The 23,123-nt window shown below is 35.9% G+C and carries 22 protein-coding genes; 15 read left to right on the plus strand and 7 right to left on the minus strand.

Annotated elements, in window-relative coordinates; all coding sequences use genetic code 11:
* Positions 1-81: 81 nt before the first annotated feature.
* From FHL06_RS04850 to FHL06_RS04860, 3 genes are all read left to right on the plus strand, one after another.
* Positions 82-330, plus strand: coding sequence for a hypothetical protein (locus tag FHL06_RS04850; protein ID WP_153385109.1), 249 nt, complete (start codon positions 82-84; stop codon positions 328-330).
* A gap of 144 nt (positions 331-474) precedes the next feature.
* Complete coding sequence (spxB, locus tag FHL06_RS04855; RefSeq protein WP_153385110.1) at positions 475-2,235, plus strand: pyruvate oxidase; 1,761 nt, start codon at positions 475-477, stop codon at positions 2,233-2,235.
* A gap of 87 nt (positions 2,236-2,322) precedes the next feature.
* Positions 2,323-2,640, plus strand: a complete 318-nt coding sequence (locus FHL06_RS04860) for a hypothetical protein (RefSeq protein ID WP_153385111.1) — start codon at positions 2,323-2,325, stop codon at positions 2,638-2,640.
* Positions 2,641-2,675: 35 nt separating this feature from the next.
* Here FHL06_RS04860 and pstB read toward each other — a convergent pair whose 3' ends face one another.
* From pstB to FHL06_RS04880, 4 genes are all read right to left on the minus strand, one after another.
* Positions 2,676-3,470 (minus strand): phosphate ABC transporter ATP-binding protein PstB, encoded by a 795-nt coding sequence (pstB, locus tag FHL06_RS04865; protein WP_153385112.1) that lies wholly within the window; start codon positions 3,468-3,470, stop codon positions 2,676-2,678.
* 10 nt (positions 3,471-3,480) lie between these two features.
* Positions 3,481-4,368 (minus strand): phosphate ABC transporter permease PstA, encoded by an 888-nt coding sequence (pstA, locus tag FHL06_RS04870; protein WP_153385113.1) that lies wholly within the window; start codon positions 4,366-4,368, stop codon positions 3,481-3,483.
* On the minus strand, positions 4,369-5,286 hold the full coding sequence (gene pstC / locus FHL06_RS04875; protein WP_153385114.1) for a phosphate ABC transporter permease subunit PstC: 918 nt from the start codon (positions 5,284-5,286) through the stop codon (positions 4,369-4,371).
* Positions 5,287-5,359: 73 nt separating this feature from the next.
* On the minus strand, positions 5,360-6,268 hold the full coding sequence (locus FHL06_RS04880; protein ID WP_153385115.1) for a phosphate ABC transporter substrate-binding protein PstS family protein: 909 nt from the start codon (positions 6,266-6,268) through the stop codon (positions 5,360-5,362).
* Positions 6,269-6,649: 381 nt separating this feature from the next.
* Between FHL06_RS04880 and FHL06_RS04885 the strand changes: the two genes are divergently transcribed.
* Positions 6,650-7,390: a winged helix-turn-helix transcriptional regulator gene (locus FHL06_RS04885; RefSeq protein ID WP_153385116.1), complete on the plus strand. Its 741-nt coding sequence runs from the start codon at positions 6,650-6,652 to the stop codon at positions 7,388-7,390.
* 64 nt (positions 7,391-7,454) lie between these two features.
* On the opposite strand, the gene FHL06_RS04890 is transcribed toward FHL06_RS04885, so the two are convergent.
* Positions 7,455-10,109 (minus strand): HAD-IC family P-type ATPase, encoded by a 2,655-nt coding sequence (locus tag FHL06_RS04890; protein ID WP_153385117.1) that lies wholly within the window; start codon positions 10,107-10,109, stop codon positions 7,455-7,457.
* 375 nt (positions 10,110-10,484) lie between these two features.
* Here FHL06_RS04890 and nagE point away from each other — a divergent pair, with 375 nt between their 5' ends.
* The gene (nagE, locus tag FHL06_RS04895; protein ID WP_153385118.1) at positions 10,485-12,473 is read left to right on the plus strand and encodes an N-acetylglucosamine-specific PTS transporter subunit IIBC; all 1,989 of its coding nucleotides are present in this window, start codon (positions 10,485-10,487) and stop codon (positions 12,471-12,473) included.
* Between the two features lie 70 nt (positions 12,474-12,543).
* Here the strand turns inward: nagE and FHL06_RS04900 are convergent, their stop codons facing one another.
* Positions 12,544-13,584 (minus strand): PTS sugar transporter subunit IIC, encoded by a 1,041-nt coding sequence (locus tag FHL06_RS04900; protein WP_337692531.1) that lies wholly within the window; start codon positions 13,582-13,584, stop codon positions 12,544-12,546.
* A gap of 154 nt (positions 13,585-13,738) precedes the next feature.
* On the opposite strand from FHL06_RS04900, the gene FHL06_RS04905 reads away from it, so the two are divergent.
* The 7 genes from FHL06_RS04905 (at position 13,739) to FHL06_RS04935 (ending at position 20,173) form a co-directional block, all read left to right on the plus strand.
* Positions 13,739-14,419 carry a DUF4867 family protein gene (locus FHL06_RS04905; protein ID WP_153385120.1) on the plus strand — a complete coding sequence of 227 codons (681 nt, stop codon included), beginning with the start codon at positions 13,739-13,741 and terminating at the stop codon, positions 14,417-14,419.
* A gap of 661 nt (positions 14,420-15,080) precedes the next feature.
* The gene (locus tag FHL06_RS04910; RefSeq protein WP_153385121.1) at positions 15,081-16,052 is read left to right on the plus strand and encodes a PTS sugar transporter subunit IIB; all 972 of its coding nucleotides are present in this window, start codon (positions 15,081-15,083) and stop codon (positions 16,050-16,052) included.
* A 41-nt stretch (positions 16,053-16,093) separates the two neighbouring features.
* Positions 16,094-16,918: a PTS mannose/fructose/sorbose transporter subunit IIC gene (locus FHL06_RS04915; protein WP_153385122.1), complete on the plus strand. Its 825-nt coding sequence runs from the start codon at positions 16,094-16,096 to the stop codon at positions 16,916-16,918.
* A 19-nt stretch (positions 16,919-16,937) separates the two neighbouring features.
* A complete protein-coding gene (locus FHL06_RS04920; RefSeq protein ID WP_153385123.1) occupies positions 16,938-17,849 on the plus strand; it encodes a PTS system mannose/fructose/sorbose family transporter subunit IID in 912 nt (303 codons plus the stop codon).
* A 209-nt stretch (positions 17,850-18,058) separates the two neighbouring features.
* Positions 18,059-18,466 (plus strand): DUF956 family protein, encoded by a 408-nt coding sequence (locus FHL06_RS04925; RefSeq protein WP_153385124.1) that lies wholly within the window; start codon positions 18,059-18,061, stop codon positions 18,464-18,466.
* A gap of 217 nt (positions 18,467-18,683) precedes the next feature.
* A complete protein-coding gene (locus FHL06_RS04930) occupies positions 18,684-19,223 on the plus strand; it encodes a hypothetical protein (protein ID WP_153385125.1) in 540 nt (179 codons plus the stop codon).
* A 206-nt stretch (positions 19,224-19,429) separates the two neighbouring features.
* Positions 19,430-20,173, plus strand: coding sequence for a CPBP family intramembrane glutamic endopeptidase (locus FHL06_RS04935; protein WP_153385126.1), 744 nt, complete (start codon positions 19,430-19,432; stop codon positions 20,171-20,173).
* A gap of 22 nt (positions 20,174-20,195) precedes the next feature.
* Here FHL06_RS04935 and FHL06_RS04940 read toward each other — a convergent pair whose 3' ends face one another.
* Positions 20,196-20,978 carry a DUF5067 domain-containing protein gene (locus tag FHL06_RS04940; RefSeq protein ID WP_153385127.1) on the minus strand — a complete coding sequence of 261 codons (783 nt, stop codon included), beginning with the start codon at positions 20,976-20,978 and terminating at the stop codon, positions 20,196-20,198.
* A gap of 199 nt (positions 20,979-21,177) precedes the next feature.
* Here FHL06_RS04940 and FHL06_RS04945 point away from each other — a divergent pair, with 199 nt between their 5' ends.
* From FHL06_RS04945 to FHL06_RS04955, 3 genes are all read left to right on the plus strand, one after another.
* Positions 21,178-21,387, plus strand: coding sequence for a hypothetical protein (locus tag FHL06_RS04945; RefSeq protein ID WP_153385128.1), 210 nt, complete (start codon positions 21,178-21,180; stop codon positions 21,385-21,387).
* 99 nt (positions 21,388-21,486) lie between these two features.
* Positions 21,487-22,380: a cation diffusion facilitator family transporter gene (locus FHL06_RS04950; protein ID WP_153385129.1), complete on the plus strand. Its 894-nt coding sequence runs from the start codon at positions 21,487-21,489 to the stop codon at positions 22,378-22,380.
* A gap of 51 nt (positions 22,381-22,431) precedes the next feature.
* Positions 22,432-23,109, plus strand: a complete 678-nt coding sequence (locus tag FHL06_RS04955; RefSeq protein WP_153385130.1) for a 2,3-bisphosphoglycerate-dependent phosphoglycerate mutase — start codon at positions 22,432-22,434, stop codon at positions 23,107-23,109.
* Positions 23,110-23,123 lie beyond the last annotated feature (14 nt).

The following is a 23,123-nucleotide window of genomic DNA, read 5'->3' on the forward strand; positions in this document are numbered from 1 at the left end:
ATAAAAATATTTTAATTAAACAAAACTCGTATCTCCATTTGAGATTAATGATATAATCAATCTTACAAAAGGAGGCTTCAAATGCTCACATTAATGGCAACCAATGCTAGTAGTAGTGGAACGCCGCTATTAATAGCAATTGGCGTAGCGATACTCGTAATAATTTGGTTATTTATTAAGACGGGGATTGCATTATTACACCATCCAATAATCGGGATTGTTCTGATTTTACTGGGTGTTCTTGGACTTTGGAACTATCTCATAATTGGGATAGGTGTAATTGTTGGGGGAATAGTTTTCTTAGTAATATCTCAATTTTTTGATAATTAGTGAATTCAGGAATCAGGACAATTTGTCTTGATTCTTTTTTTTGTTGCGAGATTAATTATTTGATTTATTTTCCGGAATATTCGATGATAACGTTTGCAAACATAAAAAGAAAAAATAACTATTGCAGAAAAGAGAGTGTGTAGTATGACAAAAATGATTGCTGGACAAGCCTTAATTAAAGTTTTGGAAGATTGGGGCGTTGATCATATTTATGGCGTTCCAGGTGGTTCAATTAATCATACCGTTGAAGGATTATATCTTGAAAAAGATAAAGTTAAATATATTCAAGTTCGTCATGAAGAAGTTGGTGCATTAGCTGCTTCGGCTGATGCAAAATTCACTGGGAAAATTGGAGTTGCTTTTGGGTCTGCTGGTCCTGGTGCTACACATTTATTTAATGGACTTTATGATGCCAAGATGGATCATGTTCCCTTGTTAGCTTTAGTGGGCCAAGTACCTCAAGAAAATATGAATACTAATTATTTCCAAGAAATGGATGAGGGACCAATGTTTTCCAACGTTGCAGTTTATAATCGGACCGTGACGACAGCAGAACAAATTCCCTATGTTATCAATCAAGCTATTCGTGAAGCATACAAACAAAGTGGAGTTGCGGTTGTAATTTTGCCAGAAAATTTGACCACGGATGAAATTGATTATGTTCCAACTAAGACACCAAAAGTTGTGAAAAATAACTTTACGCAAACTATCAATCCAGAAGATGTAGAAAATTCTTTGAAGATGATAAAAGAAGCTAAGCATCCATTGATATATGCCGGCAGAGGTTTGTTGGGCGCAAAAGACGTTTTGACAAAATTTTCTGAACAATTCAATATTCCTGTTATGAATACCGTTCCCGCAACTGGTGTAATCAGTACTGACCATCCTAACTTTATTGGAACTTTTGGACGTTTGGGAAGCAAGTCTGGTTTTGAAGCATTGCAACATACTGATTTAATTCTTTTTCTAGGTTCGGAATTTCCATTTGCTGGATTATGGCCAAAAGACGTCAAAATAATTGATGTTAATATTAATCCTTACGACATTGGAAAAACTGTCGATGTTGATTATGCAGTTATTGCTGATGCGAAGAGTTATTTGCAAGCCTTGATTGATACCAATGAAACCTTGCCAGCAGGAGTTTGGTTGAAAGCTAACCAGAAAAATAAAGCTAACTGGGATCATTGGCTTGATCAACTTGCTAAAGATGACAGCGAAGGCTTAAATCCTGAAACAGTCACAAGTAAAATTGCTGAAATAGCTGGACCTAATGATACTTATGGTGTTGATACAGGAAATGTTTCTGAATGGGGAGTGCGTGGACTACCAATGAACCACAATCAACGCTTTGCCATTTCTGGTCTATTTGCCACAATGGGATTTGGCTTGCCATCAGGATTAGCAGGAGCTTTAAGCGTACCAGATAGTCAAGCTTGGTCGCTTTCAGGCGATGGCGGTTTCTCAATGGTTGCACCTGATATAATTACAGAAGTCAGATACGGATTGCCAGTTATCAACATTGTCTTTTCAAATGAAAGACTAGGGTTCATCTATTATGAGCAAGTTCAAACAAAACAACATCTCTATGGAGTAGATTTAACAAGTGCTGATTGGGCTAAAGTTACCGAAGGACTTGGTGGAATTGGATTCACAGTTAAATCTATCAAAGATGTTGATGAAGTATTTGCTAAAATTAAAGATTTACAAGCTTCCGGAAACAAGAAACCAATCGTAGTTAATGCTGTGATTAAACCAGATGATCCAATTGCAACAGGCTTTATGCCTTTAGATGCTAAGTTATATGGACAAGATGCCGTTGATGAATATTCTAAGAAATATCATATTGATCCTAAAGAGCAACCATCATTAGGTGAATTGCTAAGAGAACAAAGCGATAATGATTAGACCTATACAAAAATCCTTATAAACAGGTAAAATAAAAGACGAGAATAATCTCGTCTTTTTTATATCCAATATAATGGGGAAAATTAAATGACAATTGATAAAATTAATGACTTACAAACAGCCGTTTTAGGTGAACAAAGCGATTTTTTGGTCAAAGCAGAAGCCTTTGACTTTTGCGACCAAATTCTTCAATCTCAAGTTACTGGTAGTGGCAATGATTGGTCAATTACGGCTACAAATGGCTGGATGGCTATAATAACGGGCTTTAATCATAAAATACACCGTTTATTTATGAAACAAGAGAGAAAAGATAATGAAGATCTTCGACATCAAATTACGAAAAAATATATTATTCGAAAAACTGAATTGCCAGAACAATATAAATTAATTCTGCGAAAAAAATAATCCAAGATTCACAAACGTGAATGCTGGATTATTTTTTAACCAAAGTTTCCGGAAACGTAATCTTCAGTAGCTCTAATTTTTGGATGAGTAAATATTTTTGCAGTCTTATTATATTCAATGATATGACCTAGGTGAAGAAAAGCAGTGTAATCACTGATACGGGAAGCTTGCTGTAAATTATGAGTCACAATAATGATTGTGTAATCTTTACTGAGAACATGTAGCGTTTCTTCAATTTTTGAAGTTGAGATGGGATCCAAAGCACTAGCTGGCTCATCAAGCAATAGGATATCAGGACGCATTGCAATCGATCTAGCGATACAAAGTCTTTGTTGTTGACCACCAGATAAAGCTAAAGCACTTTTATTTAAATCATCTTTGACTTCATCCCAGAGTGCGGCGCCCTTTAAACTTTGTTCCAAACGTTCTTCTAAATCTGCCTTTTTTGTGATACCAGAATTTTTTAAGGCAAAAGTAATATTGTCTTTAATAGATTTTGCAAAGGGGTTAGGTCGTTGAAAGACCATCCCAATATGTTGTCTAACTTCGTAAACATTGATTTTAGGGGAATTGATGTCCAAATCCCGATAAAAGATTTGTCCATCAACGGTGGCAATCTTATCGTTCATTCGATTCAAGCAACGTAGATAAGTAGATTTGCCACAGCCTGAAGCTCCAATTAAAGCAGTTATTTTGTAACGCGGAAAAGCCATTGATGCGTTGAAAAGAGCATGGTTATTACCATAGTGAACCTGAACATCCTTTGTTGAAAGAGCTTTTTTTTCGGTTATGTCAATTATGTAATTATCATTTAAATCGTATTCTTTCATGATTAATTCCTCATTTCGTTGCAGTGATTTTTTTGTATAGTTTATTACCTAAGAAACGAGCTCCTAGGTTGAAAATCAGAATTACAATAATTAACACAGCAGATGAAGCGCTAGAAATCAAGTTGGCATCAGGAGTAACACTTTCAGTATTAACTTTCCAAATGTGAACGGCTAGGGTTTCAGCAGGACGCATTGGATTCAGGAAACTTGTTGGTGAAAAAATATTCCAGTTACTGTAATCAACTGTAGGTGCACTTTGACCAGCAGTATAAATTAAAGCAGCAGCTTCACCAAAGATTCTACCAGCACTTAAAATTAATCCTGTTAAGATACCGGGTAAAGCAGCTGGTAGGATTATTTTGGTAGTAGTTTTCCAGTTGGATAATCCAAGCGACATGCCAGCCTCTCTTTGAAGATCAGGGACTGCTTGAAGCGATTCTTCAATGTTTCTAGTCAATAGTGGAAGGTTAAAGAAGGTTAAGGCAATCGCACCAGAGAGGATAGAGAAGCCGAGGTTAAATTTAATTACGAAAAGTAAGTAACCAAATAAACCAACAACAACTGACGGAAGTGAACTTAAAACTTCAACACTAGTTCTGATTAAATCAGTGAACCAATTATTTGAAGCGTATTCAGAAAGATAAATACCAGCTCCTAAACCAATTGGTAAAGAAACGATGATTGTTAGAATCAACAAATAAATGGAGTTAAATAGTTGATCCCTGATACCACCACCAGCACTAAAAGACTGTGCTGCAGTAGTTAAGAATTTCCAAGAAATATCGGGAACACCGTTGAAGAGGATGTACCCCAAAATTGCAATTAAGATTATGATGACCGCTGCTACTAATGCATAAATGACTCCAGTAGCTAAGTGGTCCATTTTTTTTGCATTCATTTAGAAACGACCTCGCTTTCCAATGAATTTAACAAGTAGATTTAATACTAATGACATCAATAATAGGATTAAGGCTAATGACCAAAGCGCATTGTTAGGCAAAGTTCCCATGACCGTATTACCAATATCGGTAGTCAATTTACTAGTTAAGGTTGAGGCGGGTGAAATTAAATTCTTTGGCATTAAAGCTGCATTTCCGATTACCATTTGAACAGCTAAAGCTTCACCAAAAGCTCTAGCCATACCAAAGATAATAGCTGTTAAAATTCCTGGGATAGCAGCCCGCAAAATAACTTTGTAAATAGTTTGCCATCTAGTAGCGCCTAAGGCTAGTGAGGCTTGACGATAATATAATGGGACCGCCTTTAAACTATCAACTGATAAAGAGGTTATTGTTGGTAAAATCATAACGAAGAGTACTATCGTACCAGATAAAATACCAAAACCTGTTCCGCCAAAGATTCCTCTGATAAAAGGAACGACAACGGATAAACCGATGAAACCATAAACAACTGAAGGAATACCGACTAGTAATTCGATAACAGGCTGTAGTATCTTAGTACCATTTTTACTTGAAAATTCTGCCATAAAGATAGCTACCCCTAGAGCAAATGGAGTTGCCAAAATTGCTGCTAAAAGTGTCACGCTAAATGAAGTAACAATCATTGGCAAAGCACCAACGTCGGGATGTCCTTGAGCATCAGTTGCTCCGGGATTCCAATTTGTCTTAGTTAAGAAATCAATCACACGCACGTGGTCTTGAGTAAAAGTGGCTAGACCTTTTGAAGCAATGAAATAAAGAATACAAGTAACTAATAAAATGATTATACCAATGCATATATAACAAATTCCCTTACCCCAGTAATCCTGAAAGGTGGCTTTGGATTTCGTTTGTAATTTTTTTTGAATGTCATCCATAGGGAATCACTCCTGTATATGAAAAAAGAACCTCGACCAAGATTGGGCAAGGTTGAAGTTCTTCTTACACTATTTATTTTGAACTAACAGTTCCTTTAGAATCTTTTTGAACTTTCATATTGTGGATACTGATGTAACCCATGTCTTTAACTAATGATTTTTGAACTTCGTCAGAATTCATGTAGTCAAGGAACTTAGCAGTAGCGCCATCAGCCTTACCATTTGTATACATGTGTTCGTATGACCAGATCTTCCATTTGTCAGATTCAACGTTTTCGTCAGTAGGCTTTACGTTGTCAATTGAGATTGGTTGAACTTTGTCATTGATGTATGAGAAGGCTAAGTAACTTACTGCACCTGGTGTGCTTTCAACAATCTTTTGAACTGTTCCGTTTGAATCTTGTTCTTGAGATTTAACAGCTTGTGCACCTTTAAGTACGGCTGCTTCAAATGTTGCACGAGTACCACTACCTTTAGCACGGTTAACTACGGTAATTTTTTCATCTTTACCACCAACATCTTTCCAGTTAGTGATCTTGCCTGTGAAGATATCTTTTACTTGTTCCATTGAAAGGTTCTTAACATTAGCGTCTTTATTAACAACAGGTGCCATACCAACAACGGCAACTTTGTGGTCAGTCAATTTCTTTGAATCGATACCTTGTTTTTCTTCGGCAAAGATATCTGAGTTACCAATTGTAACTGACTTGTCTTGAACTTGGCTCAAGCCTGTACCTGAACCACCACCTTGAACAGTGATGTTAACTTTGCTGTTCTTCTTTTGGAAGTTAGTAGCTGCTTTTTCTACAAGTGGTTGTAAAGCAGTTGAACCAACAGCGGTGATTTTTCCTGAAGTAGTACTGCTGCTATCAGATTTTGTTGAAGCACTGCTGCTCTTGCTTCCACTATTGCCACATCCTGTTAGGACAAGTAATAGAGTTGCAAAACTAAGAACTAGTGTAATAATAGTTTTCTTTTTCATTTCTAAAACCCCTATTCAATATCGTATTGGATAAAACCATTTACCGAACACTTATAAAGATAACGGGAACGTGTATATAAAATGTTTATTTATTGTAAAGTTTTTGTAAAGTGTGGTAAAAATATACATCCATTTTGTAAACTTGTGAAATATAAGGAGAAGCCAAAAATAAGTTGATATAACGGCATTTGTATTTGGGTATATTGAATTACAATAGACAATTTGCCAATAGTCGATGACCTAGGATATTTACATTGTTATAATCAAAACGTGATATGACTGTCACCAGTTTTTAGCCGCTTTTTTGTAAAGATTTCTTTATTTTAATATTGTAAAGTTGCTATCCTCACAATATTAAATGACTGAAGGGAAGTATTAAAAATGCAACCGTTAGTTTTGCTAAGCAACAGACTGCCTCTTTTTATTGAAATCAATAGTCATTTTAATCGTCAGGGGTGGTTCATTCGAAATGTGACTGATCCAAAACAAGTCGAAGAAGTAGTTGAAGAAGAAAATATTGCAGGGTTGCTTTGGGATTTCTCTACAATGGATATAAAACGATCATTAAAAATACTAAAGACGCTGCGCAATAAAATTTCTGGTCCAATTATTGTTCTTGCACCTGCCAAAGAAAAAAAGAATCGTTCATTATTCTATAATATTAATATTGATAGTTTTCTAACTAATCCCATCGACTATACTGAATTAGTCGCCAAAATCAAACAATTGTTTTGGGTATATGGTAAATTTTCGATTCGGAAAGATTTACCCAAGGTTTCTAAAAAAGAATTCAAAAACAGACGAGTCAAATACAATGATGTTGTAATCGACTTTAAACATTATCGTGTTACTCACAATGGTTATGATTTGGGATTAACGCCCAAGGAATTCAGTCTGTTTTGGTATTTGATTCAGCATCGAGGCAAAGTGATGAGTCGAGAGCAGCTGCTAGAGGGCGTTTGGGGTTATGATGCCACAGGGTCAAGTCGAACAGTTGATATTCATATTAGTCACTTACGAGATAAACTGGCGGTAAGGTCTAAATCACAGGATTGTATTAAAACAGTACGTGGCTTTGGCTATGTTTTAGATAATAAATATCCTTTAGTTTCAGAAGCATAATTTATTCGATAGCAAAAAGAGGTTCTCAATTCAATTGAATTGGGAACCTCTTTTATTAATTATATTAGCTATTTAATCTCAAACGGATGATTTTATCTATTTCAGTTACTAATAGTACGATTGCTCCGGCAACGATTGCCAAGCCCCATTCTACTAGACCAATTGAACCAGTTGAGAAAATTCCTTGCATAAATGGAACGTACGTTAAGAATAGTTGCAAGAGAATCATCAATCCAACGAAAACGAAGACTTTGGAATTAGAGAACAGTTCTTTGGACAGAGCAAGCTTTGGTGTGCGGATATTAAATAGGTAGAAAATTTTACCAATTATCAAAGTATTGACCATTGTCGTACTTGAAATTACTTCACTGACACCATGACTGTTGAGATAGACATCAATAATCAAACTTACGGCAGCAATTAAAATTGCTACATAGGTCATTTGAAATACATCATGTCGATTCATTAATTTACTGCCAGTTTTACGTGGTGGACGATTCATAATTTCCTCTTCGGCTGGCTCAAAGATCAATGCAAACTGAATCGTGATTGCTGAAACCATGTTAATCCAAAGCAATTGTGTCGGTTGCAATGGAATTTCTTGTTTCGTCAAGATAGCGTAGGCGACGATTAAACCTTCAGAAAAAGAGATAGGTAAGAGGTAAAGAATACTTTTCTTTATATTATCGAAAATTCTTCGACCTTCTTTAATAGCAGAAGACATTGTTGCAAAATTATCATCTGTCAAAATCATATCAGCTGAATCTTTGGCCACGTCAGTACCCTTGATACCCATGGCAACACCGATATCGGAACGTTTCAAAGCTGGAGCATCATTGACGCCATCCCCAGTCATAGCTGTTACTTTGTTATTTTTTTGGAGAGCTTCGATGATTTCTAATTTATTACTTGGAGTCGTTCGGGCAAAAACTTGGTTTTCATCTGCAGCAGTTATCCGTTCTTCATCGGATAATTCATCCCACTGTGGACCAGTAATTGCGTGAATCTTTTCAGCAAGGCCCAACTTTTGTCCAATTGACTTGGCTGTAACGGCGTTATCACCAGTAATCATCTTAACTTCAACTCCAGCTGTACGCATAACCTTTAACGATTCGATTACTTCTTCGCGTGGTGGGTCGATGATTGCAGCTAAGCCTAAGAAATTCAAGCCGTCGACGATTATTTCGTGAGTTACTTCATCGGCAGTTTGTGGAGCTTTCTCAAAGCCAACAGCAATGACACGTTTACCTTCTTTTGAATATTGTTGAACCTTGTTAAACCAATAGTCATAGTCAAAATTACTATCCTGTTTTTGAGCCATATCCAGAAGTTTGTCAGGTGAGCCCTTTACAAATAGTAAACGTTGATCAGCACTATCCTTTACGATTTTACCGATATAACGATAATCGGAATCGAATGGCAAAATATCAACTTCCTGATACTTGTTAATTTGGTCATAAGGGAAGACCTTATGATAGAGCGTTAAAAAGGCTCCATCAGTTGGTTCACCAGAAATACTCCATTGACCATTTTCATGAAGCAAGGTCGTATCGTTAGCCTGATAACCAGCTTCTAAAAAAAGTTTGAGTTTCTCAGATATTTCTACTGGTTGACCATTTTTAGTGATTTGGCCAGTTGGCTTGTAACCAGTCCCAGTCACTTGGAGTTCTTGATCATCAATCAAAATATCTGTAACAGTCATTTCATTTTTAGTTAATGTACCAGTTTTGTCAGTTGCTACTACGTCGACAGAACCAAGCGTTTCAACAGCAGGTAAGGTTTTAACGATGGTATGTTGTTTTTTTGCCATGTCGCTAACACCTTTAGCTAAGATAACTGAAGTTGTGGCGGGCATACCTTCAGGAATAGCACCAACCATCATGGCAACGACAGCTAAAGCTAAGACAGGTAAGGAATAAGTATCAAAGATTAAGCCAACGATAAAAATAACGATCGATGCTAAGACGATGAAGTATGAAACTTTAGTTCCTAATCCATCGATAATTTGCATTAAAGGTGTTTTACGTTGTTTAACAGAACTTACTTCACTAGAAATTTTACCAATTTCAGTATTTTTAGCAGTTGCCACGACCAAGCCACTACCACTACCATTAGTAACTGCAGTTGAAGCAAAAGCCATATTTTTTTGATCTGCTAAAGCAATATTTTCTTTACTTAATTCTTCTGAAATTTTATTTACAGAATTAGATTCACCGGTTAAAGCAGATTCCTGAATCCTTAAATTATCAGAATCAATAATTCTTAAATCGGCCGGAACGTTATCGCCAGCTTCTAAAAAGACTGTATCACCTGTAACTAATTCTTCAGCAGGGATGTCCTTTCTTTTGCCATCGCGATAAACGGTAGCTTCAATTGATAACATCTGTTTAATTTTATCCAAGGCGTCTGAGGCATTAGATTCTTGATAGTATCCAATGATGGCATTGATAATAACTACTAAGAAAATAATGATCGAATCAGAATAATGACCCATCAATAAAGTTATAATCGTAGCTGCAATCAGCACGTAGATAACCATATTATTGAATTGTCGGAAAAATATCTTCCACTTTGGAGTTTTATGTGCTTCCAGTTTATTAGGACCATTTTCTTCCAAACGCTTTTGAGCTTCTTTGGTTGTTAGTCCAGTTTTAAAATCGTTTGTGTTATATGTTTCTTTCAAGTCTTGGAATCCTTGTTGATAAGGGTTCTTTTTCATTGACATCTCCTCATTATTTTAGGGTTTAAAAAAAGCGCATTGCGATTAGGTAATGTGCCACACTAGCATTGGATTCGATGCAAGAAATATATAAGATGCGTTTTCAGTTAATTTTCACTCCCTCAAATATCGTAAATATAAAGATATCAAGATTTTTATATTAAGTCAATATTAAAGTTTACATTAGTTTTCTTTAATGAAAAAGTAATATCGGAGTATACCAATGTTAAATCTATCTAGTCCAATTTATTTATGTAAACGTTTAACGTGCTTTCAAAATGGTAAAATCACTTTTTACTATTGATATACCAAATGTATACCAGTATTATTAGGTTTGTTAAAGATATTTATTTATTAAGGGAGGAAAATAGGAAAATGAAAACCTATCTTCAAAGAATGGGCCGATCCCTTCAGCTTCCAGTTGCAGTTTTGCCTGCAGCCGCTTTACTAGAAGGTATTGGTCACTGGCTTCCACAAAATTGGGGTTTCTCTCAATTTTTGCAAGTTGGTGGTAATGCTATTCTTAGCCAATTAGCATTATTGTTTGCAATTGGTCTATCAATCGGAATGGCAAAAGTAAAAGATGGTGCTGCTGCTATGGCTGGTGTCGTTGCTTATATCATTCCAACTTATGTTTTAGCTCCAAAGCAAGTTTCCATGCTTATGGGAATTGGAATAAAAAATGTTAATCCTGCTTTTAATGCGATTGCCGGAAATGTCTTCATTGGTATTATTGCTGGATTAATCGCCGCAGCTTTGTTTGATCGTTTTCACGAGACCAAATTGCCAATGGCTTTATCATTCTTTAGTGGAAAGAGATTGGTACCAATTCTTTCTACTTTAGTAATGCTAGTTATTTCAGTTATTTTACTATTCGTTTGGCCAGTGTTGTACGATGCCTTAATTAACTTTGGTAAATTCATCGTTAACTTAGGCTGGATTGGTTCAGGACTCTTTGGATTCTTCAACCGTCTATTGATTCCAACTGGTTTGCACCAAGCCTTGAATCAAGTCTTTGAATTTAATATTGCCGGTATCAATGATATTGGTAACTTCTGGGCTAACCATGGAACAAAGGGAGTTACTGGAATGTATCTAGCTGGTTTCTTCCCTGTTATGATGTTCGGTCTTCCTGCCGGAGCCTTAGCAATTTATAAAAATGCTCTTCCTGAAAGAAAGAAGACAACAGCCGGCTTGATGTTAGCTGGTGCCTTCGCATCATTCTTTACAGGTGTTACAGAACCACTTGAATTCTCATTCATGTTTGTGGCTTGGCCACTTTATGTTATTCACGCTATTTTTACTGGTTTATCAATGGCGTTTGCAGCTTTCATGCACTGGACAGCTGGTTTTACCTTCAGTGCAGGATTAGTTGATTATATTTTAAGTTTCCATATGCCTATTGCTAATAAGCCTTATATGCTGTTAGTTCAAGGTGTAGTAATGGCTGTAATTTATTACTTTGGTTTCGATTTTGCTATCAAGAAGTTTAATTTGATGACACCTGGTCGTGAACCTCTAGAAACAAATAATGATGCACCAGCACAAGAAGTTGCGGCTTCTAATACTGATGACAAATATATGATTATGGCTAAAAAAGTTTATGCAGGTATTGGTGGACACGATAATATCAGTGTCATCGATAATTGTACGACTCGTTTGCGTTTACAGTTAAAAGATACAAGTAAAGCTAATAAATCTCAGATTATGAGTGCCGGCGTTGCTGGTGTGAATGTTTTGGATAAGGTTAATATTCAAATCGTGGTCGGAACAGAAGTTCAATTCGTAGCTGATGCTTTGAAGAAACTATTTGATGAGAATGCTTCAATTGAAACATCTAAAGCTGCTTCAACTTCACAAAAACCTGCAGCTCCAGAAAAACCTAGCGATATTAAATCTGGAGAAACAGATATCTTCTATAGTGTTGCTAACGGACATTTGGAAGATATTGAAAAAGTATCCGATTCAACCTTTGCTCAAAAAATGTTGGGTGATGGCTATGCCGTAGTTCCAACCGATGGAAAAATTGTTGCTCCAGTTGATGGAACAATCACGACAATTTTCCCAACGAAGCATGCTCTAGGAATCAAGACTGCCAATGGACTTGAAGTTTTGGTCCACATGGGAATCGATACGGTTCAATTAAAGGGTGAACCATTTGATATCAAAGTTGAAGATGGTCAAGCTGTTAAGCATGGCGATCAACTTGCTCAAGTAGATTTGGATAAGATTACTTCAGCTGGTAAGAAGACTGATATGATGGTCATTGTTACTAATATGCCTGCTGTTTCTTATATGAAGTACAATGTTTTGGATAAAGATGTCTCGTTAGATAAAGAAGTTGTTAAAGTAACAACTAAATAATCACCCTTCATAATCCACTTAAAAAGCCCTCAAGAGTTATCTTGAAGGCTTTTTTTTTAAAACCAAATATTTAGTCCAATAGTTCAAATACTTCTTTTCTATTGTAGAGGCGTAACACTTTTTCCAATAAAAATTGGAGAGAAATTGCCACTGCACTAGGAATTAGTATCCAGCAAATTAGAAGTAAAAGGGGATTCAAACCACCTTCTAAAGCAGCTAAGGGTCCCACTAAGCCGATTAATCCAAAGCCCGCCGATTCAGGAGTTCCAGTGATATTCAATAAGGCGACTGGAAGTGCTGAAATTGTTGCGGTGATTAAGCAAGGGATTAAGATGATAGGCTTTCGGAATAAATTAGGCATCATCATTTTGATTGCTCCCATAGTGATTGCCAAAGTAACCCCCGAACGATTGACTTTCCAAGAATTGAGTATTAAAACGATTGTAGTTGCGGCAACGCCCATGGCAGCTGCGCCGGCAGAAATCCCATTTAATTGAATTGCCATTCCAATCGCGATAGTTGAAATCGGCGAAATAATCAAAGTTGCAAAAGCACAGGCGATTAGGACGCACATCAAAATCGGTTGTAATTCTGAGAAAAAATTGATTCCGTGACCTATTGCCTTAGTGATACCTGTTGTATAAGGGTACAAGTAAAATCCAATTGTTCCACTACCAACTCCGATTAAAAGTGGCGTTAAGACAATGGATAAAGAGCCGAGTCTTTTATGTAGTAAAAGAATTAAGCCAACAGTGATAGCGGCAGTCAACATAGTATTAATAATGTCGCCAGCACCGCTTCCAATAAAGGCTTGAGTTTTTTGATTGAATTTGACGACTCCAGAGCCGACAAAAGCACTTGCTCCCACTACCACCATCGGCATAGGCGGCAGTTTAAATTGCTGCGCAATCAAAATCCCTATGAGAAGTGGGGTAGTTAATTGAAAAATCAGAGCCATTTGTCCTAAGACTTCGGCGAAGGGATTGTCGAATAATTTGACGATAGCAGCTAAAATTGCATTGGGAACTAAGCCGATAATGATTCCCGTAGCTGTTCCAGATAAAATATTATTTAGAAAAGTTTTGGCTGTTAAATTTTGATTCAAAGCGATAGTCCTTTCGAGTTTTTAGCACTAGAAATTATGTCTTTTGAATTATACGTAATTTCAAGCTGAGAAAGCTACTTAAAAGGTCTGACCTTGACTAAAACGTTTTTAAATGTTAGATTATGTTTGAATTAAACAAAGACGAACATGGGGGAAAAGCATGAGTTCATTAGAAGAATTTCAAAAATTAAATCCAGATTATAAGATTCTTTCAATTGATGATCCTGATTTTAAAAAGTACGGTAAAGTTTATACAAATTATGATATTAGCGAAGTAACTGATTTTATGGATAAGAATGTAAAAATTTCGAGTCCAGCTAATTTTTATACTCCATCAAATAAAGGTTTAGAAGAAATTCCGGTCATTCAAGAAATGTGCCAAGATATTTATGCTAATATGCCAATTGAAGCAGGAGAATGTACCGGTCAATCAACTAATTTCTCAGCTATCGAATATCACCAAGGCAGCGAGACTAATATTATGTTGACTGATGTCATCATGGTTTTAGGCCAACGTTCAACTTTAGATACTAAAGGTTCATATAGTCCATCAGAAGATGGTCAAACATTCTTCGTGCCAGCAGGTACAGTTGTTGAATTTTACAGTTCAACTTTGCACTACGCTCCAATCAAAGTTCATGATTCAGGATTCTCAATTATTGTTATCTTGATTAAAGGCAGCAATGAAGAGTTACCAGCTGATTTTAAGAGCACCAACAAACGGATCGTTAAACAGAACAAGTTCCAATTGGTCGATCCAAGTCGTAAAGATAAGATTGCAATAGGCGTTCAAGTTGGTTTAACTGGTAAGATGATTGAAATGAAGCCACTATCTAAATAAAATTAATGATAATTAAAGAGGCAGTCAGTTAACTCTGACTGTATTTTTTTGTAATAAAATAAGGATTTATAATTTACTAAAAATGGCCTAGATGACTGATATCAAGGTGTTTCTGCAAATTACAGCTTAATTTAAAAAGACATACTCTGGCTGTTTTTTGATTGAAACTATATATATCATGTGTTTTGCACAAAAAACAGGTGAAAAAGTCAAATTTAAAATACAAACTTTTTGTAAATAAATTGAAATAAAAGCATTTCTTTAGATAAATCAGCGATAATCAGCGAAAATAAGTAAAATTGCTTATGCTTTCAAAGAGTTAAATAAGTTAAAATAAAAAAAATTTTAGTGGATTATTTTTTGATTATTTAATACCTATTTTTTGAATCTATTATCAGAGTAGTAGCGAATAAGGGACCAAAAATGCATTAAATAATTTAAAAATTTCTTACGAAAAGTTTAAATTTGTTTTTATTTGGGACTTTTTGTTAAAAAACCTGTTTTTTTTCTGAAAAAAATGATATTATGTAAGGATTCACATGAAGGGTGAGCCAGATTAAAGCAATTTATTTAAGAAATTATTTATTTTTTATATCGTTTGACCATACTAGGTGGTCAAAGTAAGCGCTTTAATCATATAAAAAATAAAGGAGGATTAAACATGGTTGGAATTGTTATTGCAAGCCATGGTGACTTCGCTGACGGCATCAAGATGTCAGGTTCAATGATTTTCGGTGAACAAAAAGATGTTCAATCCGTTACGTTACAACCTAACATGGGGCCTGATGACCTTAAAGCAAAGTTGGAGAAAGCGGTTTCTTCCTTAGAGGATCAAGAACAAGTATTGTTCCTAGTTGATCTTTGGGGAGGAACACCATTTAACCAAGTAAATGGTTTGTTCGAATCACATAAAGATAAGTGGGCCATCGTCGCTGGTCTCAACTTGCCTATGTTGATTGAAGCCTATGCTTCACGTATGTCAATGAATTCAGCACAAGAGATTGCTGCTCATATCATTGAAACAGCCAAAGATGGTGTTAAGGTTCGTCCAGAATCTCTACAACCAAAGGCAGCACCAAAAGCAGCTCCTAAGAAAGCTGTCAGTGGTGGTCAACCTGGATCAATGAAATACGTCTTAGCACGTGTTGATTCACGTTTGCTTCACGGACAAGTTGCTACTGGCTGGTCAAGATCAGTCAATCCTACACGTATCATTGTTGTTTCAGATAACGTTGCTAAAGATGATTTGCGTAAGAATTTGATTATGCAAGCCGCACCTGCTGGTATTAAGGCACACGTTATCCCAATCAAACAAATGATCAAGATTGCAAAGGATGACAAGCATTTCGGTGGCGAACGTGCATTACTATTGTTCGAAACACCACAAGATGTACTTAGAGCTATTGAGGGGGGAGTTCCATTGAAGACAATCAATGTCGGATCAATGGCTCACTCAGTTGGTAAAGTACAACCTAATAAAGTTTTGGCTTTCGACCAAGATGATATCGATACATACAAGAAGATGGAAAAGAAGGGCATCAAGTTTGATGTTCGTAAAGTTCCAACTGACTCAGAAGATAATCTTGACAATATCATGAAGAAAGCTCAAGCCGAATTAGATAAGAATAAGTAATTTTATATTTATATCAGAAATAAAACGGAGGATTAATAATCATGCAATTAAATGCTATTCAGATTATTTTAGTCGTTATCGTGTCGTTCTTAGCTGGTATGGAAGGTATCTTGGATGAATTCCATTTTCACCAACCAGTTATCGCATGTACATTGATCGGCTTAGTTACAGGTAACTTGTTACCTTGCCTTATCCTTGGTGGTTCACTACAAATGATCGCCTTAGGTTGGGCTAATATCGGTGCTGCCGTAGCACCTGATGCTGCTTTGGCAGCTGTTGCTTCAGCTATTATTTTGGTTCTTGGTGGTAAAGGACAAAAGGGTGTTGGTTCAGCCATTGCTATTGCTGTTCCTCTAGCCGTTGCCGGATTGCTACTAACTATCCTATGTCGTACGTTGGCAACTGGTATTGTTCACATCATGGATAAAGCTGCTGAAGAAGGTAGTTTTAGAAAGATTGATTTCTGGCAATATGTTGCTATCTGTATGCAAGGTCTACGTATCGCTATCCCTGCAGCATTGATTCTTGCTATTGGTGCTGGTCCTGTTAAGGCCTTACTTGATGCTATGCCTACTTGGTTGACAGATGGTTTGTCACTTGGTGGTGGTATGGTTGTTGCCGTTGGTTATGCAATGGTTATCAACATGATGGCTACTAAAGAAGTATGGCCATTCTTCGCAATTGGTTTCGTACTTGCTACAGTTACAGACTTAACACTAATTGGTCTTGGTGCTATCGGTATTTCTATGGCGCTCATCTACTTGAAATTATCTAAATCAGGTGGTAATGGCGGTTCAAACGATGGTGGAGGAAGTTCTTCCTCTAACACCGGTGATCCAGTCGGCGACATCATAGATAACTACTAAGAGGGAGGAACTCATAAAAATGGCAGATCAAGTTAAAATTTCTAAAAGAGATAGAATCGCTGTTTGGTGGCGTTCAACATTCCTTCAAGGTTCATGGAATTACGAACGTATGCAAAATGGTGGCTGGACTTATTCTTTAATTCCAGTATTGAAAAAATTATATAAAACAAAAGAAGATCGTGCCGCTGCTTTAAAGCGTCACATGGAATTCTTTAATTGTCACCCTTACTTGGCTTCACCTATTTTAGGTGTAACAATGGCCTTGGAAGAAGAACGTGCCAATGGTGCACCTATTGATGATGTTGCTATCCAAGGTGTTAAAGTTGGTATGATGGGTCCTTTGGCTGGTATTGGTGATCCTGTGTTCTGGTTCACTGTTAAGCCTATTATCGGTGCTTTGGCTGCTTCACTAGCTATGACTGGTAACATTATTGGACCAATCATTTACTTCGTAGCATGGAATGCTATTCGTATGGCCTTCATGTGGTACACACAAGAACTTGGTTATAAAGCCGGTTCTAAGATTACAGATGACGTTTCAGGTGGTACTCTTCAAGATATTACTAAGGGTGCTTCAATTCTAGGTATGTTTATCCTAGGTGCTTTGATCAACCGTTGGGTTGTTGTTAAGTTCACGCCTACGGTTTCAACTGTAAAACTAGATAAAGGTGCTTACATTGATTGGTCGCACTTGCCATCTGGCGCTGCAGGTATCAAGGAAGCCTTGATTCAACAAAAGGCTGGACTTTCATTGACAGCTCACAAGGTAACAACATTGCAAGATAACTTGGATCAATTGATTCCTGGTTTAGCAGCTCTACTACTAACATTGTTCTGTATGTGGCTACTAAAGAAGAAAGTTTCACCAATCGTTATTATTCTTGGTTTGTTCGTTGTTGGTGTTGTCCTACACGTACTTCACGTTATGTAATAATTTGAAACTTTCAACTCTTAAAGAAAAATGTAATGTTTAATTTTTGAGTATTAAACAATTAGGCATGGCAATCGTCTTGTGATTGCCATGCCTATTAGTTTTCAGCTTGATAAGCGTTTCATAATTAAGTCTTTAACTCTTTTTTGATAATAAGGAATTTCAGACGTATAATCGATTCAGTAAGGTAAAGGAGTAGATTGGATTAAATGGTTGAGTCAATAAATACTAAGGCGGATTTGATTGAAAAAGCTACTTCCCATTTAGGGATGACAGACTATGGAAAAATAATGGTCGGCGATAAAGGATTTGAATTCTATGATGACCGTGATGTTAATAACTATATTCAAATTCCTTGGACTGAAGTGGATTTAGTGGTCGTTTCGATAATGTTCGGTGGGAAATGGATTCCACGGTTTGCTTTGCAGACAAAGAAAAATGGAACTTTTTCCTTTTCGTCTCGAGATCCTAAAAAGGTTTTGCGAGCCATCAGAGTCTACATAAAACCGGATCGAATCGTTCGTTCGCTGAGTTTTTTCCAAGTTGTAGGGCGTGCTTTTAAAAGAAATCCTAATAAAAAGAGAAATAAGCGTAATAAGAGAAATAAGGCAAAGTAAAGTCTTTAGATGTTACGTTAAATAGAGTCTGGAAAATAATTTTATAAGCTAAGGTAATCGAAATCGGTTACCTTGGCTTTTTTACTTCAAAGCTGGTCACGTTAGGTCACACTCTTGTTTCCTAAGGACGAATTGGCAAATCTGAAGACATTTTTTTGGAAAAATCCTTGAACTTGGATTATTTTATTTGTAGTCATAGACAATCAAGGTGATTGAAATGGAAAACAAATTGAGTTTTGAAAGAAAAATCAGTTTTGAACCATTGTTGATCAGTATTTTTCTGGGGATAACAATAGCAGCCATTGCCTATTCGATTTTTTCAAAGTATCCACTAATTTGGATTATTTGTGGTCTGATTGCTTTTGGTATTGAGAGCATGCTGATTTATCCAAAGTATCTGCTTAACTCCTACGGTTATTGGCGAATTGAAGATAAAGGTATCTATTACTATGACTATGGAACTTGGAATAAAAAAATCCAAGCAATTTTTTTCCCATCACGTGAAAAGCCAGTAGAATTATTATTTGGAAATATCAACGGCTTTTCAATCATCGATGGCAAGTCCATCATGAATACCCAATATCCATTAGGAGGCACATTACGAGCTCCTCTTGCAAGGCGAATTCACTATTTGGTTTTAGAAACTAATCAAGGACAAATAAAGTTAAATTGTGCTTGGAAAGCTAATGGAATTCCAACCACCCAAGACGATATCAGAGAAATCGTTGAATTGATGAATTTAAGGATTTCTCAATAATTACTTATAATTAGAAAAAAGTCTGAGAATATGCTCAGGCTTTTTTTAACAAATAAACGATTTTGAAATACATTTGAAGGGTGAGCCCAAAAGAAATTGGTCAAGTGGTCTCGTATCTCAACAAAAAAATAATACTTTATCGAACGCGTTTCATGTCAAGTTTATTTTCGATATAATTTGTACGAAGGAAATATTAAGGAGTACAAATGAAAATTTTAAAAAATAATATTATCAAAATAGTTTTGTTGAGCATCATTTTTCCAGTGGTATTAGTTGTGATGGGAAATTTTATCCATGTAAAATCTGTTGGTAGTTTGATGCAGGGAATGGGTGACTTAGTTGTCTTCCTAGTAGCTTATTTCTTAAATCAAAGATACTTTAGACAAAAGATTGCTTGGTTTAACTCTCATCAAGTAGCTGCTCAACTTTACACAGCATTACCAGCAATTATCATTGTGGCATTTTTGGATTCGCCGGTACTGATGGCAGCTGATTTTCAAATTAAATGGCAAGTCATTATTGTTTGTCTGTTAGTTGGTTTAGCAGAAGAATTTATTTTTCGTGGAATTTTAGTGAAATTATTTTTAAAAGTTCTAAATGGCGATGCTCTTGGCAGTGTTGTGGGTTCAGGAATAATTTTTGGATTGATCCATTTTATGAACCTTAGAAGTTTGCCATTCGGATATGTCTCTGCACAAGTTATCTTTGCGGCCGCAATAGGAATAATCTTTGGAGCCATTTATATCAAAACGAATAACCTTTTAATTGTGATTTTATTGCATGCGTTACGAGATATGTTTCCAATGTTTTCTAGTAAAATGATGGCACAAGCTGCTACAACAAGCTTTTCAATGGCAACTTTATATGTAATGATAATCTTTTTGTTTATTGCTGTAACGATAGCGTATACTCAATTACGTGATTTTACAGTCAAAAAAGACGAGATCTAAGAAGACCTCGTCTTTTTTATTTCTAAGATAACTTCAATGGTTGCGTGCTATCTAGCCATTCATTAGTTTTAATATTTTTAAAGTACATTGTGACATCTGATGTTGTGTTATTTACTTTTACCAACAAAGCTCCATCAAAGTTTTTGCCTGGAAGAACTTGTCCATTATTGCTGGAATTGATAATGGAAGCATTATCGCCAGTAGCTGTTGTTGGATTCAATTGTTGTCCATCTTGTTTTAACATGATGGCATTTTTTTGAACCTGTTCAGGGACTTGATTAGATTTCGTTTTGTTCAGGTAATTGTATTTTATTAATAAAGCAGCATCCCCATTAGAATCTTTAATCAATTTTACCTCATCAGAAATTTTAAAAGTATACCAATCAGAATCATAAGTTAAATTATCATAAGTACCAGCATTTTGAATCGTATCAGCTGGGGTTTGCTTTTGTTGAGCTTGCTGATTGTTTTGGTTGGTTTGAGTATTATTATTGTCTTCTTCTTTGGTTACTTTTTGAGGCTTATTGACCTTAGGCTTATCCTTAGATTTATCAGATTTTTTGGACTTCTTAGACTTCTTTTTAGAAGTTTTCTTGTGTGATTTAACTTTTTCGATTTTATGAGACGGTTGTGCAGAATTATTATCATTAGTTGAACTGATTCCCCAGAAAACCAGTAAACCAATGATAATTATGAGGATAATGATTGAAATAATAAACGGCGTTTTTTTGTAAAATGGTCGTTTGCTACGCCGAAATTCTTCACGAGTCATGTGAGTTCCATTGTTCTTATTTTTCCTTTTCATAGCACGTACTCCCCTACAAGTAATTCGTTAAGTTCATAGTATCATAATTACTTATTCTGAATTAATTAACTAGAAAATGCTTACTTATTCTTAAAAAAAAGAAATTTAATTTAGAGTGTTGAACTGCTATTTGAAAAGTGGTATAAATATCTGGTCGAAGTTAATGAGATAGTTATTTTTGTAAAAGGGGGTCACTAAGATGTTGTTTTTTGGTAATCATGGCGATTATGAGGTAACATGTAATTTCTTTAGCAAAGAAGGCCAAAATATTGCTAAGAAGCGCATTTGTCACAATGTTTCTAAAAAAGAAGCTCGTGACGGTATGAGAGACTATATAACAAATAGGTTCTCTGATATTATTGATGTAGCTCATCCCATTAAAGTTGTTGCAAAGTTAACAACTAAATAGAAGGATATATATGGATTTTTAGATGGAGCCGATGGGGTCCATCTTTTTTTATACATTTTTCTTTAGAATAGGTATGATAGACACGAGGAGGCTATGCTTATGGATCACGAAAAAGTAACCGGTACACGCTTCTTTTATGTCACAGTTTTAAATATCTTAATTACTATTACCGAGTTTGTCGGCGGCGTCATTTCCGGCAGTCTAGGTTTGATTTCAGATGCATTTCATAATTTGGAAGATTCTCTTTCAATCGTTATTTCATATGCTGCAAACGTGATTGGACGAAGAAAGAATAATTCCCAAAAAACTTTTGGCTATAAGAGGGCTGAAATATTAGCAGCATTCGTCAATTCAATCGTCTTAGTCGTAATTACTTTGATGATGGTTTTCGAATCTTTTAAACGGTTGTCGCAACCGCAAGAAATCAATGGTAAATTGATGATGATTGTATCCTTGATTGGTTTAGCTGCCAATTTCATTTCCATGTTGATGCTGTTGTCAGGATCTAAACATAATTTGAATATCAAAGCGACTTTTTTACACATGTTGACTGACACATTGTCATCCATTGGCGTTTTTATTGCATCGATTTTTGTTATCTTGTTCAATTGGACTTGGGTCGATCCAGTGATAACCATTCTGATTGCTGCTTGGCTTTTAAAAGAAGCTTATACGGTCGTTTATGAGACAATCAATATCTTAATGGAAGCCAGTCCTAAGATTGATTTGGATGCCGTTCAAGCTGCTATTTTAACCGTTCCAGAGATTGTTAAGGTACATCACGTTCATGTTTGGATGATTGATGAAAATCACATCATGCTAGATGCGCATATCAATGTTGTAAAAAATTGCAATATGATGGAACTAGATGGACTCTATGATCGAGTCGATAAATTGTTGAAAGACGAATTCAATATCACTCACGTTACTCTACAGGCTGAGTGTGCTAGAGGATTAGACAACTCCTTGATAGAGATTAATAAGAAAGTGTAATTGTGCTAAGATTAGAGGGTAATTCTATATGAAAGTTGGGAATGTCGTAATATGGTAAAACTCGTCATGGTCAGACATGGAGAAAGCACAGCTAATGCCTTAAATCAGTATACTGGTTGGAACAATGTTGGTTTGACGCAAGAGGGCATAGTTCAGGCGCATGTGGCCGCTAAGAAACTTAAGGGGTTTGAATTTGAGCATGTTCACACATCAGTTTTGAAACGTGCAATTATGACAGCCTATATTATTCAAGACGAATTGAATCTTAATTATGTGCCGATTACTAAAACCTGGCGCTTAAATGAACGTCACTATGGTGCCTTACGAGGTCAGAATAAAGATGCCACCAGAAGAGAATTTGGAGTCGATCAAGTACATCTGTGGCGAAGAAGTTTTTATTCAATACCACCACAATTAAAGAGACCAGATCCAAATAATGGCCCATATAAATATTTTGATAGTAACATGATGCCAACTTCAGAAAGCTTGTATCAAGCTTATCAACGTATCGTTCCATATTACGTTGATCACGTATCTAATCGGCTTTTAGATGGTAAAAATCAGTTAATTGTTGCCCATGGAAGTACGATTAGAGCTTTGATCAAATATATTGAACGAATTAGTGATAGCGATATTGATGGAGTCGAAGTTGCGAATGGTAAGCCTCTTATTTATGAGTTTGATAATAAACTTAATATAATCAACAGCAATCGCACTAATACTAAATAAATTATTCTGATATA

Origin of the sequence: Companilactobacillus halodurans (genome assembly GCF_009600985.1) — a bacterium.
Classification (GTDB): domain Bacteria; phylum Bacillota; class Bacilli; order Lactobacillales; family Lactobacillaceae; genus Companilactobacillus; species Companilactobacillus halodurans.